This is a genomic window from Acinetobacter sp. ANC 4910 (genome assembly GCF_004331035.1).
GTDB lineage: Bacteria > Pseudomonadota > Gammaproteobacteria > Pseudomonadales > Moraxellaceae > Acinetobacter.
On record NZ_SJNT01000001.1, the window covers coordinates 17,999 to 32,435 of the forward strand.

Here is a 14,437-nt window from a genome sequence, read left to right on the forward strand (position 1 = left end):
ACTTTAAATTAAGCTCTTAATTGCTCTTTCTCTTCTTGGCTTTCCAAAAAGTCCTGAGCAAAACGCTGAAGTACACCACCCGCTTCATACACAGACACTTCTTCTTCTGTATCTAAACGGCAAGTCACTGGCACTTCCACAATTTCATTTTTACCATCGGCAGTTGAGCGCTCAATCACCAACGTTAAATCAGAACGTGGCGCAATATTACCAATCACGCTATAAAGCTCTGTACCATCTAGCTTTAAAGTCTTGCGGTTTACACCCGCTTTAAACTCAAGTGGCAACACGCCCATACCCACCAAGTTCGTACGGTGAATACGTTCAAAACCTTCTGCCACAATCGCTTCAACACCCGCAAGGCGTACACCTTTCGCAGCCCAGTCACGGCTTGAACCCTGACCGTAGTCAGCACCCGCGATAATGATTAACGGTTGCTTACGGTTCATGTAGGTTTCAATCGCTTCCCACATACGCATGACTTCGCCTTCTGGCTCTACACGCGCTTTTGAACCTTGCTTAATAGTACCGTCTGAACGAACCACCATTTCGTTATAGAGTTTCGGGTTGGCAAATGTTGCACGTTGTGCAGTTAAGTGGTCACCACGGTGGGTTGCATATGAGTTGAAGTCTTCTTCTGGTAAGCCCATTTTATGAAGGTATTCACCCGCAGCCGAGTCCATCAAAATCGCATTTGAAGGCGACAAATGGTCAGTGGTGATGTTGTCACCTAAAATGGCAAGCGGACGCATGTTCGCTAAAGTACGTGGTGCAGCCAACGCCCCTTCCCAATATGGTGGACGGCGGATGTAAGTACTTTGTGGACGCCAGTCGTAAAGCGGACTTTCAGCTTCTACGGTTACGCCTAAGTCAAACATTGGAATATAGACTTTACGGAACTGTTCAGGCTTCACAGCTTCTTTAACTAAGGCATCAATTTCAGCGTCAGATGGCCAGATGTCTTTCAGGTAAATCGGGTTACCTTCTTTATCATGACCCAATGCGTCTTTTTCGATGTCAAAACGAATCGTACCCGCGATTGCATACGCTACAACAAGCGGTGGAGATGCCAAGAACGCTTGTTTTGCATATGGATGGATACGGCCATCGAAGTTACGGTTACCAGACAGTACTGCTGTTGCGTACAAGTCACGGTCAATAATTTCTTGTTGAATAACTGGATCTAACGCACCCGACATACCGTTACACGTCGTACAAGCGTAAGCTACAATACCAAAACCAAGTTGCTCTAGGTCTTTTAGAACACCCGCTTCTTCAAGGTAAAGTGCAGCCGCTTTTGAACCTGGTGCAAATGATGATTTCACCCAAGGTTTACGGACTAAGCCTAGTTCATTTGCTTTACGTGCCAACAAACCTGCCGCCACAGTGTTACGTGGGTTAGAAGTGTTAGTACATGAAGTAATTGCAGCGATGATGATTGCGCCATCTGGCATTAAACCGTCAGTACGGTGCTCAACCACACCTGCAATGCCTTTTTCTTTTAGGTCCTCAGTTGAAACACGCGCATGTGGGTTTGATGGCCCCGCAATGTTACGTGTTACTTTTGATAGGTCAAAACGAAGTACACGTGGGTACTCAGCTTTAGTCATGTCAGTTGCCCAAAGGCCAATTTCTTTTGCGTACTGTTCAACCAATGCCACTTGAGCATCTTCACGGCCTGTTAGCCGTAAGTAATCAATCGTGTTTTGGTCGATGTAGAACATCGCAGCCGTAGCACCATACTCTGGTGTCATGTTCGAAATGGTTGCACGGTCGCCCACAGACATGCTGTCAGCACCTTCACCAAAGAACTCAAGGTATGCACCCACTACACGCTCTTTACGCAAGAATTCAGTTAGAGCCAGTACGATATCTGTTGCGGTAATGCCCGCCTGACGCTGACCTACAAATTCAACCCCAATAATGTCTGGCAGACGCATCCAAGATGCACGGCCTAACATCACGTTTTCAGCTTCTAAGCCACCTACGCCCACAGAAATTACGCCTAAAGCATCTGTATGTGGTGTGTGCGAGTCTGTACCTACACATGTGTCTGGGAAAGCCACGCCATCACGCGCCTGAATCACTGGAGACATTTTCTCTAGATTAATCTGGTGCATAATGCCGTTCCCCGCAGGGATCACATCAACATTTTTAAATGCGGTTTTGGTCCACTCAATAAAGTGGAAACGGTCTTCATTACGACGGTCTTCCACTGCACGGTTTTTCTCAAATGCATCTGGGTCAAAACCACCGTATTCCACTGCTAAAGAGTGGTCGACAATCAACTGAGTCGGTACAACTGGATTGACTTTAGATGGGTCGCCGCCTTTATCGGCAATTGCATCACGCAAACCTGCAAGGTCAACCAATGCAGTTTGACCCAAGATATCGTGACACACCACGCGCGCTGGGTACCAAGGAAAATCCAGATCCTGACGACGTTCAATTAACTGTGTTAAATAAGCAGTTAAGTTCTCGGCATCGGCACGGCGTACCAATTGCTCTGCGAGTACTTTTGAGGTGTAAGGCAGTTTTTCGTATGCACCTGGCTGAATATCTTCAACGGCTTGACGCACGTCGTAATATTCAAGCTGAGTGCCTGCCAGCAGTTTACGATATTGATTTGACATTAACCACGCTCCGCCAATGGTTTAAATTCGAGGTTTTCAGGGCCTGTGTAGTTCGCGCTTGGACGAATGATTTTGCCGTCTTGACGTTGTTCAATCACGTGTGCAGACCAACCCGCAGTACGGGCAATCACGAATAATGGCGTGAACATTGCGGTTGGAACGCCCATTAAGTGGTAGCTCACCGCACTGAACCAGTCGAGGTTCGGGAACATGTTTTTCACTTCTTTCATCACGGCTTCTAAACGTTCCGCAATCAAATACATTTTTTTGTTTTCTTGCGTATTGGCCAATTCAAGCGCCACTTGCTTAATCACTTCGTTACGTGGGTCAGCAATGGTATAAACAGGATGACCAAAACCAATCACCACTTCTTTGTTTTCTACACGCTTACGAATGTCTGCTTCTGCTTCATCTGCATTGTCATAACGCTGTTGAATCACGAATGCAACTTCGTTTGCACCACCGTGTTTCGGACCACGTAATGCACCAATCGCACCTGCAATGGTTGAGTACATGTCTGAACCTGTACCTGCAATCACACGTGACGTGAAGGTTGATGCATTGAACTCATGCTCTGCGTACAAAATCAACGACGTGTGCATTGCTTGAATCCATTGTTCACATGGTTTTACGCCGTGTAACAAATGAAGGAAGTGTGCACCAATTGAGTCATCATCGGTTTCAACTTCAATGCGTTTGCCGTTGTGGCTAAAGTGGTACCAATAAAGCAACATAGAACCGAAAGATGCCATTAACTTGTCTGCAATGTCGCGTGCACCCGCATAGTTATGGTCTTCATGTTCTGGCGTTAAGCAACCAAGAACAGATACACCTGTACGCATGACGTCCATAGGGTGTGCATATGGTGGAAGCTGTTCTAAAGCGGCTTTGAGTGAAGCGGGTAAACCACGAAGCGCTTTCAGTTTATTTTTATAGGCTTTAAGTTCCGCTTTATTCGGTAATTTGCCATGAACCAATAGGTAAGCCACTTCTTCAAATTCGCTTTGACCGGCAAGGTCTAAAATGTCGTAACCACGGTAGTGCAAGTCGTTACCGCTACGCCCAACAGTACACAGAGCTGTATTGCCCGCCACTTGTCCGCTGAGTGCGACTGATTTTTTAGGCTTGAATCCGTTTGTTGTTGCATTCATGAGATCTTCCTTCTTCCATTGGGTGGATCAATTCGTTTTTATGCTTTGCGTCAGTTTTATTTCCTACACTGACGCAAAGATTTTATGGTGAAACTGTTATTTATTTTTGACAAAAGAGGCATCAAGGTATTGTTCAAACGCATGGTAGTTAATGCGGTCATACAATTCTTGACGAGTTTGCATGGTATCTACCACGTTCTTTTGTGTGCCTTCTTTACGTAAAGTGGTGTAGACATTTTCCGCTGCTTTATTCATGGCGCGGAAAGCAGAAAGTGGATAGAGCGCAATGCTTACATCCGCAGAAGCCAATTCTTCTGTGGTAAATAATGGCGTAGAACCAAATTCTGTAATGTTTGCCAAAACGGGCACTTTGGTCAGATCTGCAAATTGCTTATACATCGCCAATTCAGTAATTGCTTCTGGGAACAACATGTCTGCACCCGCTTCAATATAAGCACCTGCACGATCAATTGCAGCTTGCAAACCCTCTACAGCCAAAGCATCGGTACGTGCCATAATTACGAACTTGTCATCACCACGTGCATCAACGGCAGCTTTAATACGGTCTACCATTTCTTGTTGTGAAACAATGGCTTTGTTTGGGCGGTGACCACAACGTTTCGCGCCGACTTGGTCTTCAATATGCATAGCCGCTGCACCAAACTTGATTAAAGCTTTGGTCGTACGGGCAATGTTAAATGCTGAAGCACCAAAACCCGTGTCGGCATCGACCAATAAAGGCAAGTCACATACATCAGTAATACGGCGTACATCTGTAAGTACATCATCAAGGTTGCTAATACCTAAGTCAGGTAAACCTAAAGAGCCTGCTGCCACCCCACCACCAGATAAATAAATGGCTTTGTAACCCGCGCGCTTTGCCAATAAAGCATGGTTGGCATTGATGGTTCCGACCACTTGTAATGGATGCTCACTTGCAACCGCATCACGGAATTTTTGCCCTGCTGATAACGTTGACATACGTCCTCCCTCTCTCTTCATCATTAAATTAGGTTTTGTTCAATATTTTGATAAGACGCAGCAATGTGGCGTCGCATCAGTAATTCCGCCAGTTCTGCATCACCTTCGGCAATAGCATCTAAAATACGAATATGTTCCGACAAGGCTCGATGCGGACGATTTGGCGTTTTGGAATACTGAATTCGATACATCCGAATCAAGTGATACAACTCATCACACAACATCTTTTCCAAAGTTTTATTACCACTGTTTTTGATGATGCAATAATGAAAATCGTCCTGACCTTCTTGTAAGTAATAGCCTTTACCTTCTTTAAAGTTGGGGTCTTGTGCATGTAAATGCAGCACTTCACGCAAATTTAAAATCTGCTGTTTATCAATGCTTTGTGCAGCCAAACAGCAGGCTAGACCTTCCAAGTTTTCACGAATTTGGTACAGCTCGAATAATTGTTGATGCGATAAGGACACTACGCGCGCACCGACATGAGCAGTGCGTTCTACCAATTTTTGTCCTTCTAAGCGGTGGATCGCTTCACGTAAAGGACCACGGCTGATGCCATAAACACGGGCCAATTCAGGTTCAGAAATTTTACTGCCAGGCGTAATTTCACCACTCACAATCGCAGTTTGAATCTTTCTGAAAATCTGGTCTGTTAGCGTTGCTGTAGCAACTTGTTTGGTCTGTGTAGACAGCTCTTCAGTTTGCATATTGTCAACAATCAGTTCAATTATTAGCTAAAATAAGCACAAATAAATTAAAATGCAACAATATTGTCAACAACTTTGGTATTAGAGTTGCAAATGTGATTGTCAAAGAGTGCGTAGAATCATGTTTGGCTTCCATTCTGAAAAAACCTCATAACAACCTCTCTATAATTTATTTTAATTCAATATTTTAAATCTTATATCCATGTTCATTTTTGACTGAAACTACAATTTTTATGTGAATGTCATGACCTACTCTGTGAACCCTTGGTTTGAGTAAAATCACGATGTTGTACCTGATGACCCTTGAGTTTTATTGTCGACACTTCAGGTTTTGTTTTGCTCTATCTGTTATGCCGTAAACAGAAAAAAGCCTCAAGGAAATGCTTGAGGCTTTTGTTACTAGTTATATGCTGTTGGACTTATTTCGCCTTTTGCAAACGCAAGGCATTCAGTACAACTGACAGTGAGCTGAGAGACATCGCCACTGCGGCTAACATCGGAGTTAACAATAACCCAGTCAGTGGATAGAAAATCCCTGCGGCGACAGGTACACCCAAACCGTTATACACAAAAGAAAAGGCAAGGTTTTGTTTCATATTACGTACACCCAGTTTCGCCATATGTAGCGCATCGGCTGCTCCACGAATATCACCTTTAACCAAAGTCACTTGCGCGGTTTGTTTAGCAATATCGGTTCCGTTCCCCATCGCAATTCCAACATTGGCTTGCGCCAAGGCAGGTGCATCGTTAATACCATCTCCCGCCATCGCCACAATTTTACCTTCGGCTTGATATTTCTTCACAATCTCCAATTTTTCAGTTGGAGTACAGTTGCCATAGACCTGTTGAATGCCCAACTCTTTAGCGACCAACTGGGCATTTTGTTCATGGTCACCTGTTGCCATGACCACATCAATCCCATCATCAATCAATTGTTGAATCACTTGCTGCGCGTTGGCCTTAATCGCGTCGTGAATAGAAATATAAGCCAGCACTTCTTGGCTATTGCTTAAGAAACTAATGACATTGCCTGTCGCACGCTGTTGATTCAACTGGCTTTGCAAAGTTTCATCTAAAGTCATGCCGAGTTGCTCAAGCAGCTTTTGGCTACCGATATAGAGAGTTTGCTCGCCAATCTGACCTTTGACACCAAAGCCTGTAACATCTTCAAAGTCTTCCACTTTTAGCAACTGCTGCGCTGGCACCAACTGCGTCAAAGTCTGTGCAATCGGATGACTTGAATACTGCTCAATCGAAGCAATCCACTGTTCAACTTGAGTTTGTTCCACATTTGGGCTGAGTAACCGAATTTCTTTAAGACTCGGCTTACCTTCCGTCAAAGTCCCTGTTTTATCAACAATCAGCGTATTCACTTTACTTAAAGCTTCAATCGCCTCTGCATCTTTAAACAAGACACCTTTTTGTGCTGCACGCCCTGTGGTTGCCATCACGGACATTGGCGTCGCTAAACCGAGCGCACATGGACAAGCAATAATCAGCACCGCCACCGCACACATCAGTGCCAAATCAAATTGTGCACCACCAAAGATCATCCAAGCGACAAATGTCAGCACACTAATCAGTAACACCACAATCACAAAATACTTGGCAAACACGTCGGCCAAACGTTGCAACGGTGCTTTTGAACGCTGTGCTTCTGCCACCGTTTGAATCATTTTCGCCAAAGTGGTATTCGCTCCGACCGCCGTGGTTTGAATACGAATACTGCCTTGTTGATTGACCGTCCCGCCGATCACCGTGTCATGTATTTGCTTTTTCACAGGCACAGGTTCACCTGTCATCATGGCTTCATCGACATAGGTTTTACCTTCAACCACCACACCATCTAGCGGTATCTGCTCACCCGACGAAATTTGTAAAATATCACCTTGTTTGACCATGCCAATATCAACTTCAATCACTTGATCTGCTTGAACTAATTTGGCTTTGTTGACTTGAAGTCTTAGCAAGGCTTTCAATGAATCTGCGGTCTTGGCACGGGCTTTTAGCTCCATAACTTGACCAAGTAAACTCAGAGATACAATCATACAGGCCGCTTCATAATACACCGCGACGCCATGCCCAGTTTTGGCTGCCATCGGAATCATGCTTGGGAAAATAGTCGCCACTACGCTATAAATATAGGCCGCCAATACCCCAATACCAATGAGACTCCACATATTTAAGTTACGGGTTTTATAGGAGGTCCAACACCGTTCAATAAACGGCTTACCCGCCCACAGCACTACAGGCGTCGCGAGGACCAGCTCGATCCACGGCTGAATATGCGGTGAAATAAAACTATGAAGATGTGAACCCATTGCCAGTACAAGCACAATCAAAGTCAGTGGCAAGGTCATCCAAAAGCGATGACTAAAATCCACCAATTCAGGGTTCGGTGCATCATCTAAAGTCGGTTGCATCGGCTCCAGCGCCATACCACAAATCGGACACGTGCCCGGCCCTTTTTGCACAATCTCAGGGTCCATCGGACAGGTATAGTCCATATCCGCAGCCCCTTCAGGCACAGGACGCTGATCGGCTGGAATCAGATAAAACTCAGGATCACCCTTAAACTTATCTAAGCAGGACGGATTGCAGAAATAATAGGTCTGTTGTTGATAATCAGTTTTTAACTCTGTATTCGGATCAACGGACATACCACATACAGGGTCTATAAAATCGGCTGATCCAGATTGAGTACTGTGTTCATGTTGATGTTTCCCGCCACCACAGCAGCTACTTTTGGCAGGTTCTGCTTTCGGCTTTGGGGCACAACAACTGGCTTTGCTGTCTTGCTCTGTTTGAGGCTTAGGCTCATAACAAGACTTTTTTTCCTCAGCCACTTTCGAGGTCGAACCACAACAACCTGAGGATTTAACCACAGAATCTGAAAGTTCAGCCTTTACATAAGCCTCTGGATTGGCAATAAATTTTTGCTGACATTTTTCACTACAAAAATAGTAGTTCTGACTCTGCCATTCAGTATGCGGTTTACTTAAATCTGTCACGGTCATGCCACACACAGGGTCAATAAATGTGGTCTTCTCTGCATTTGACACAGGTTTTGATCCACAACCACACCCCTTGGATGCAACTAAGCGGCCTTCATCTTTAGCTTGAGAAGATGTATTAGTCATATCTGTTTTGGATTGACTGCAACAAGCACTGGGTGCTTTTTCTGATGTTAAGTAAGCCTCAGGATTGGCCGCAAATTTCTTTAAACAGCCTGAGCAACAAAACAAATAACGAACTGATTGATGCTCATACACATGAGGAGAATCCTCTGCTACTGTCATACCGCAAACAGGATCGATATTCCCCGCCATCGGCGATAATTTCTGTTTGGAACAGCAAGACGTTTTGTGTTGTTCACTCATTCTGACTCACCTTTTATTTTTCGATTGTGTTAGCATAAAGTCTGTACCTAGGTACTGAGTCAAGCCTTTTGGAGATTATTTTATGCTCACTATCGGCAAACTGGCAAAACACTGTCAAGTGAATGTGGAAACTATTCGTTATTATCAACGAATTGGTCTCATGCGTATTCCTGAAACCACGCAAAACTATCGTTATTACAGCCAACAAGACATTGAAACCTTAAGCTTTATTCAAAAAGGCAAAGATGCAGGCTTACAGCTCAGTGAAATTCAAGATCTGTTGCATTTACAATTGAATGATCGCGAAAAAGTCCGTGACGTGATTCAGCAACGGCTGGAAAAAATTGATCAGCGGATTCAAGAACTGAATGCACTTAAACAGCGCCTTTCAAGTTGGGTGGATGAATGTAAAACCACCACCGACAGTTGCTGCCCAATTTTGCAAGAACTGAAAAAAGGTTCAACGACGGCACCATAAATAGAAGCTGTCTTTTTTACTTGGCAATCACTTTCACACTCACCTTTTTGATACTCAGGACTGCGTTCACCATGTCGATTGAACTTGCCCAACTCAGAAAACAGCTTCGCAAACAACGCAGACAAGTTTCCGCTTATCAACAGCAACAGTCCGAACAGCAAATTTTACAGCGTCTAAGACGTGTGCCCGAATTCAAACATGCCACCCGTGTCGGTATCTACTTACATGCTTTTGGGGAAATTCAAACCCATAAAATCATTGAATATTGTTTTCATCAAAAAAAGTCAGTGTACTTACCAATGATTTGCAATATGAATCAACGCTTGGTGTGGGTTAAAGTTTCACGCAATCAATTTCAAAATAAACGCTTTTCCCACCATCCGTTGGGTATGCAAGAGCCCATGGCAACACGTGGACAGCACGTTTCACATTTAGACCTGCTACTGATGCCTTTATTGGCTTGTGATCCTTATGGCACACGCATTGGCATGGGCGGTGGTTTTTACGACAAAACCTTGGCTACTGCACCCTATCACCGTCCGTTTCGCCTCGGTTTGGCCCATCACTTCCAGTTAGTACCACAGCATCTCATTCGCGAAAAATGGGATCAACCTTTAGATGGGCTACTCACCCCTCAACAATATTTACGCTTCAAGCGCTAAAATTGACATTTTTGACTGTTGAGAATACTCAAAAATCAAATGTTTAGTCATTTTTTATACAATTTGCTTTGACCAACCCTTGTATTTTTTAAAATACCCATCACTATAAAAAATATGGCAACACCGTTGTCACTCATTAGGAGTGCCCATGTCTGAAATTATTATGAATCAAGAAACCTTAGAGCCTCAGGTTCCAAGTGTATTACCACTTTTAGCGTTACGTGATGTGGTGGTGTATCCACACATGCAAATCGCGCTATTTGTAGGTCGTGAAAAATCGATCAATGCAGTTGATGTGGCTCGTAACAGTGACAATCTAGTATTTGTGGTTGCTCAGAAAGATTCTCTTTCAGAAGAAATTGATCACGACAACTTATATCAATACGGTACTGTCGCGAAGATTGTGCAAGTTGTGAATCATGAGAATGACGAAAACTGTATAAAAGTATTAATTGAAGGCTTACATCGTTCAAAGCTAGAAAAAATCATTGATGAAAATGATTATCTAACTGCTGAACATGCCCTCAGCCCAATGTCTGTTCAGATTGATGAAACAACCCAAGAAACACGTGTTCAAGAGTTACGCGCCCTATTTGCTCAGTATGCTGAAGCGAAACTGCGTAATGCGCGTGAACTGATTGCTGCTGCGAACAAGATTGAAGATTTACTCCAATTGTTATTCTTCGTAGCGACCCGTGTTCCACTGAATATTGATGTGAAACAAAAGTTTCTCGAGCACGATGAATTTGAAGCACATTTACAAGAACTGATGACGTATTTATTGCAACAATCTGAAGAGCAACAGATTGAGCAAACTTTACATGACTCAGTGAAACGTCAAATGGAGAAAAATCAACGCGAATACTTCCTCAATGAAAAGATGAAGGTCATTCAGCGTGAGCTTTCTGACATGAACGGCGGTGCGGAAGATGACGTTGCTGAAATTGAAAAACGTCTTGCCGAAGCTGATTTGCCTGAACACGTGCGTAAAAAAGCAGAAAGTGAATTCCGTAAACTCAAAGCAATGCAACCTGCGTCTAGTGAAGCGGCTGTGGTGCGTAATTATATCGAGGCTATTTTAGATACGCCTTGGAATAAAGCCAGCAAAGTCAGCATTAACTTAAGCAAAGCGCAAGAAATTCTCGATGCAGATCATTACGGCTTAGATGACGTGAAAGATCGTATTGTGGAATATCTCGCAGTTCAATCTCGCGTGAAAAAACTCAAAGGTCCGATTCTATGTTTAGTTGGTCCTCCAGGTGTAGGTAAAACTTCACTGGGTGAATCCGTTGCTAAAGCGACAGGTCGTGAGTTTGTGCGTATGGCACTCGGTGGCGTACGTGACGAAGCGGAAATCCGTGGTCACCGTCGTACTTATATCGGTGCGATGCCAGGTAAAATTGTGCAGTCTTTAACGAAAGTCGGCGTAAAGAACCCATTGTTCTTGCTCGATGAAATCGACAAGATGGCGCAAGACTACCGTGGCGACCCTGCTTCTGCGTTGCTTGAAGTACTCGATCCATCACAGAACAATAAGTTTAATGATCACTATTTAGATCTTGATCTGGACTTGTCTGAAGTGATGTTCATCTGTACTGCCAACAGCATGAATATTCCAGAAGCATTGCTTGACCGTATGGAAGTAATTCGTCTACCGGGTTATACCGAAGATGAAAAAATCAATATTGCTGAACGCTACCTTGTTCCTAAAGCCATTAAGAACAATGGTCTACGTGCTAAAGAACTGACTGTTCATGAAGAAGCGATTCGTGACATCGTACAACGTTATACACGTGAAGCCGGTGTACGTAGCTTAGAACGTGAAGTCTCTAAAATTGCCCGTAAAGTGGTAAAAGAAGCGGTCAGTAAAAAGGCGAAAAACTTGCAAGTTGATGTGACTTCAGCCAATCTTCCAGATTACTTAGGTCCACATAAATTTGACTTTGGTATGGCAGAAGATGAAGCACAAGTCGGCCGTGTCAACGGTTTAGCATGGACTTCAGTCGGTGGTGAGTTATTGACCATTGAAGTTGCGGCTGTGAAAGGTAAAGGTAAATTCATTACTACGGGTTCACTTGGCGATGTAATGAAAGAATCGATTACTGCAGCCATGACCGTGGTGCGTACCCGTGCAGATGAGTTGGGCATCGAGTCGACGCGCTTTGAAGAGACCGATGTTCACGTCCACTTACCAGAAGGTGCAACACCAAAAGATGGTCCATCTGCTGGTTTAGCACTGACTACAGCATTGGTTTCTGCCTTTACAGGTATCCCAATTCGCCCTGACATTGCCATGACAGGTGAAACCAGTCTTGGTGGTCGTGCAATGCGTATTGGTGGTTTGAAAGAAAAATTGCTTGCTGCACACCGTGGTGGCATTAAATTAGTCTTCATTCCTCAAGATAATGTCCGTGACCTTGCAGAAATTCCTGAAAATGTGAAAGAAGGTCTTGAAATTAAAGCGGTAAAATCAATTGATGAGATTTTGCCTCTTGCCTTGACCGCTAAGCCTGAACCTTTGGTCAAAGCACCGATTGTAAAACCAGTCGATGATGGTAAAAAAGCAGCACGTCACTAATTTAAGCAAGAATGAGAAGAGAGCTACGGCTCTCTTTTTTTATTACAATTTACTGTTGATAACACCACATATCTTTATGCTTTTATCCCCTACAATAAATTGCATTCAAAGGATGATACAGGACAATTAAAATGAAAAACCCTGTCGGATGGTTTGAAATTTATGTCGATGACATACTCAGAGCCAAACAATTTTATGAAGCAGTATTTAATATTCAACTCTCTGAACTAACTCCTCCATCTGAGGGTAACTCACTTCAAATGTGGGCTTTCCCATCGGATATGCAAGCCTATGGTGCTTCTGGCGCTTTGGTGAAAATGTCAGGTATCACCGCTGGTGGGAATAGCACATTAATCTATTTTTCATGTGAAGACTGTGCAGATGAAGCTGCTCGAATTGCTGATGCTGGTGGCAAAATCCATGAAACAAAAACTTCCATTGGTGAGTACGGATTTATTGTTTTAGCTTTTGATACAGAAGGAAATATGATTGGTTTACATTCAATGAAGTAAACCCAACTCTAGCAAGTATTCTAAGATAACTGTGTTTTCGGACTTTCAATATTTCGCATATTTCCCTTCAAAAATTCGACTTGAAAAAACTAAAGAAAACCCAATATTAAATAATAAGAATACATATGTGCTGTATGTTTCTTATTCCTAAAGGTTATCTGTTTCTCCAGGCAGATAATCTCTTGATCGCAGTCCTTACACTATTCAAGGACTGCGTTTTTTATTGTTATTATTTACTTTTTCTACACAAACAATTATCCAGACCACTTTATCTTAAACCACTTACTTCAATATCGCTTGCACAAGCCCATCGATTACTTGAGTCATCTTTTCAAAATTTAAGGTCTTTAATGTGTCCGCAGTCGTATGATAATTCTTATTCCGATAAAAGGCCGTATCGGTCACCATAATGGCAGGAATATCATAATTCCAATAATTGCTATGACTGGAAAAATTCAGCCCAGGAGTAAATGATGGTGCAACCAAACGCTGACATTCCAATTGCTGCATAGCAGCACAAAAATTCTCACCAAGCCCCCGCGAATCGATATCACTCACCGCTGCAATAAAGTTGCCGTGGCTTGGATAAATCCATTTCAATCCAACAGGATATTCCTGCACCAGTGCTGTATCGTAGTAGCCAATCATTTCCAGAATATAAACCCCTCGAATCTTATCACGCTGCGCTTGTACGGACTTGGCATGTACATAACTGCCCATATATTCTGTATTGGTATATGGCGGTTCTTCAAGCGTATAAAAAGCAAATTCTACATTATGGTTCAGGTGGCTTTTTTCCTGTGACAAAATACGGGCCGTTTCAATTACGCCAGCGACTCCAGAAGCATTATCATCCGCTCCCTGTAACTGACCGAATACATCATAATGCGCGCCAACAATGACTTTTTCGGCACCGCCCACATTTAATGAACAGACTACATTGCGATAATTCTGCCGATTCACAATATAATTCTGGAATTGACAAGGAATACCAAACAGACGCATTTGCTCTTTAATCCAAGCCGAAACTCGATTTAATTCGGCAGTATTTTGATGGTTCCGAAATGAACCAGTCCCGATAATCTGTTGTAGATAGACTTGTACATTCTGGACGTCAGCTTGCTGACTGATCGCAGAATTGGCCTGACTCTGCGTAACCACCGAAATAGCCACAATCAGTAAACCAACCCAACCTACTTTAAAAAATTTATTCCTTTTCATTTATTATTATTCCACCGTCATCGCAATTTTTTTCATTCTTAAAGAGCATTAATGCAACAGCCAGTAATTATTTTCAATTGCAAAATGTATATCCACATTGGTTTGTGGGATTTCAACGCTATAATTCTGCTGAA

The 14,437-nt window shown here is 43.3% G+C and carries 10 protein-coding genes; 4 read left to right on the forward strand and 6 right to left on the reverse strand.

Translation table 11 applies throughout. From position 1 onward, the window contains the following. Positions 1–8: 8 nt before the first annotated feature. From acnD to E0H82_RS00110, 5 genes are all read right to left on the reverse strand, one after another. Positions 9–2,633 carry a Fe/S-dependent 2-methylisocitrate dehydratase AcnD gene (gene acnD, locus E0H82_RS00090; RefSeq protein ID WP_131262447.1) on the reverse strand — a complete coding sequence of 875 codons (2,625 nt, stop codon included), beginning with the start codon at positions 2,631–2,633 and terminating at the stop codon, positions 9–11. Continuing rightward, complete coding sequence (gene prpC, locus E0H82_RS00095; protein WP_131262448.1) at positions 2,633–3,784, reverse strand: 2-methylcitrate synthase; 1,152 nt, start codon at positions 3,782–3,784, stop codon at positions 2,633–2,635. The genes acnD and prpC overlap by 1 nt, the downstream gene beginning before the upstream one ends. Before the next feature lie 96 nt (positions 3,785–3,880). Further along, the gene (gene prpB, locus E0H82_RS00100) at positions 3,881–4,765 is read right to left on the reverse strand and encodes a methylisocitrate lyase (RefSeq protein ID WP_131262449.1); all 885 of its coding nucleotides are present in this window, start codon (positions 4,763–4,765) and stop codon (positions 3,881–3,883) included. A gap of 23 nt (positions 4,766–4,788) precedes the next feature. Next, entirely contained in the window at positions 4,789–5,472 is a 684-nt protein-coding gene (locus E0H82_RS00105; RefSeq protein ID WP_131262450.1) for a GntR family transcriptional regulator, read from the reverse strand. A gap of 419 nt (positions 5,473–5,891) precedes the next feature. Continuing rightward, the gene (locus tag E0H82_RS00110; protein ID WP_131262451.1) at positions 5,892–8,852 is read right to left on the reverse strand and encodes a heavy metal translocating P-type ATPase; all 2,961 of its coding nucleotides are present in this window, start codon (positions 8,850–8,852) and stop codon (positions 5,892–5,894) included. A gap of 82 nt (positions 8,853–8,934) precedes the next feature. On the opposite strand from E0H82_RS00110, the gene E0H82_RS00115 reads away from it, so the two are divergent. From E0H82_RS00115 to E0H82_RS00130, 4 genes are all read left to right on the forward strand, one after another. Further along, the gene (locus tag E0H82_RS00115; protein WP_131262452.1) at positions 8,935–9,330 is read left to right on the forward strand and encodes a MerR family transcriptional regulator; all 396 of its coding nucleotides are present in this window, start codon (positions 8,935–8,937) and stop codon (positions 9,328–9,330) included. A gap of 71 nt (positions 9,331–9,401) precedes the next feature. Continuing rightward, the gene (locus E0H82_RS00120; RefSeq protein ID WP_116759734.1) at positions 9,402–9,992 is read left to right on the forward strand and encodes a 5-formyltetrahydrofolate cyclo-ligase; all 591 of its coding nucleotides are present in this window, start codon (positions 9,402–9,404) and stop codon (positions 9,990–9,992) included. 148 nt (positions 9,993–10,140) lie between these two features. After that, positions 10,141–12,570: an endopeptidase La gene (gene lon / locus E0H82_RS00125; RefSeq protein ID WP_131262453.1), complete on the forward strand. Its 2,430-nt coding sequence runs from the start codon at positions 10,141–10,143 to the stop codon at positions 12,568–12,570. Positions 12,571–12,701: 131 nt separating this feature from the next. After that, a complete protein-coding gene (locus E0H82_RS00130; RefSeq protein ID WP_131262454.1) occupies positions 12,702–13,082 on the forward strand; it encodes a VOC family protein in 381 nt (126 codons plus the stop codon). A gap of 282 nt (positions 13,083–13,364) precedes the next feature. On the opposite strand, the gene E0H82_RS00135 is transcribed toward E0H82_RS00130, so the two are convergent. Further along, positions 13,365–14,303 (reverse strand): M28 family peptidase, encoded by a 939-nt coding sequence (locus E0H82_RS00135; protein ID WP_131262455.1) that lies wholly within the window; start codon positions 14,301–14,303, stop codon positions 13,365–13,367. Positions 14,304–14,437 lie beyond the last annotated feature (134 nt).

Excerpts from the sequence above, each read along its gene's own strand:
- E0H82_RS00120 (WP_116759734.1), top strand. The coding sequence starts at position 9,402 with ATGTCGATTGAACTTGCCCAACTCAGAAAACAGCTTCGCAAACAACGC.
- acnD (WP_131262447.1), bottom strand. The coding sequence starts at position 2,633 with ATGTCAAATCAATATCGTAAACTGCTGGCAGGCACTCAGCTTGAATAT.
- prpB (WP_131262449.1), bottom strand. The coding sequence starts at position 4,765 with ATGTCAACGTTATCAGCAGGGCAAAAATTCCGTGATGCGGTTGCAAGT.
- E0H82_RS00130 (WP_131262454.1), top strand. The coding sequence starts at position 12,702 with ATGAAAAACCCTGTCGGATGGTTTGAAATTTATGTCGATGACATACTC.
- E0H82_RS00105 (WP_131262450.1), bottom strand. The coding sequence starts at position 5,472 with ATGCAAACTGAAGAGCTGTCTACACAGACCAAACAAGTTGCTACAGCA.
- E0H82_RS00135 (WP_131262455.1), bottom strand. The coding sequence starts at position 14,303 with ATGAAAAGGAATAAATTTTTTAAAGTAGGTTGGGTTGGTTTACTGATT.
- prpC (WP_131262448.1), bottom strand. The coding sequence starts at position 3,784 with ATGAATGCAACAACAAACGGATTCAAGCCTAAAAAATCAGTCGCACTC.
- E0H82_RS00115 (WP_131262452.1), top strand. The coding sequence starts at position 8,935 with ATGCTCACTATCGGCAAACTGGCAAAACACTGTCAAGTGAATGTGGAA.
- lon (WP_131262453.1), top strand. The coding sequence starts at position 10,141 with ATGTCTGAAATTATTATGAATCAAGAAACCTTAGAGCCTCAGGTTCCA.
- E0H82_RS00110 (WP_131262451.1), bottom strand. The coding sequence starts at position 8,852 with ATGAGTGAACAACACAAAACGTCTTGCTGTTCCAAACAGAAATTATCG.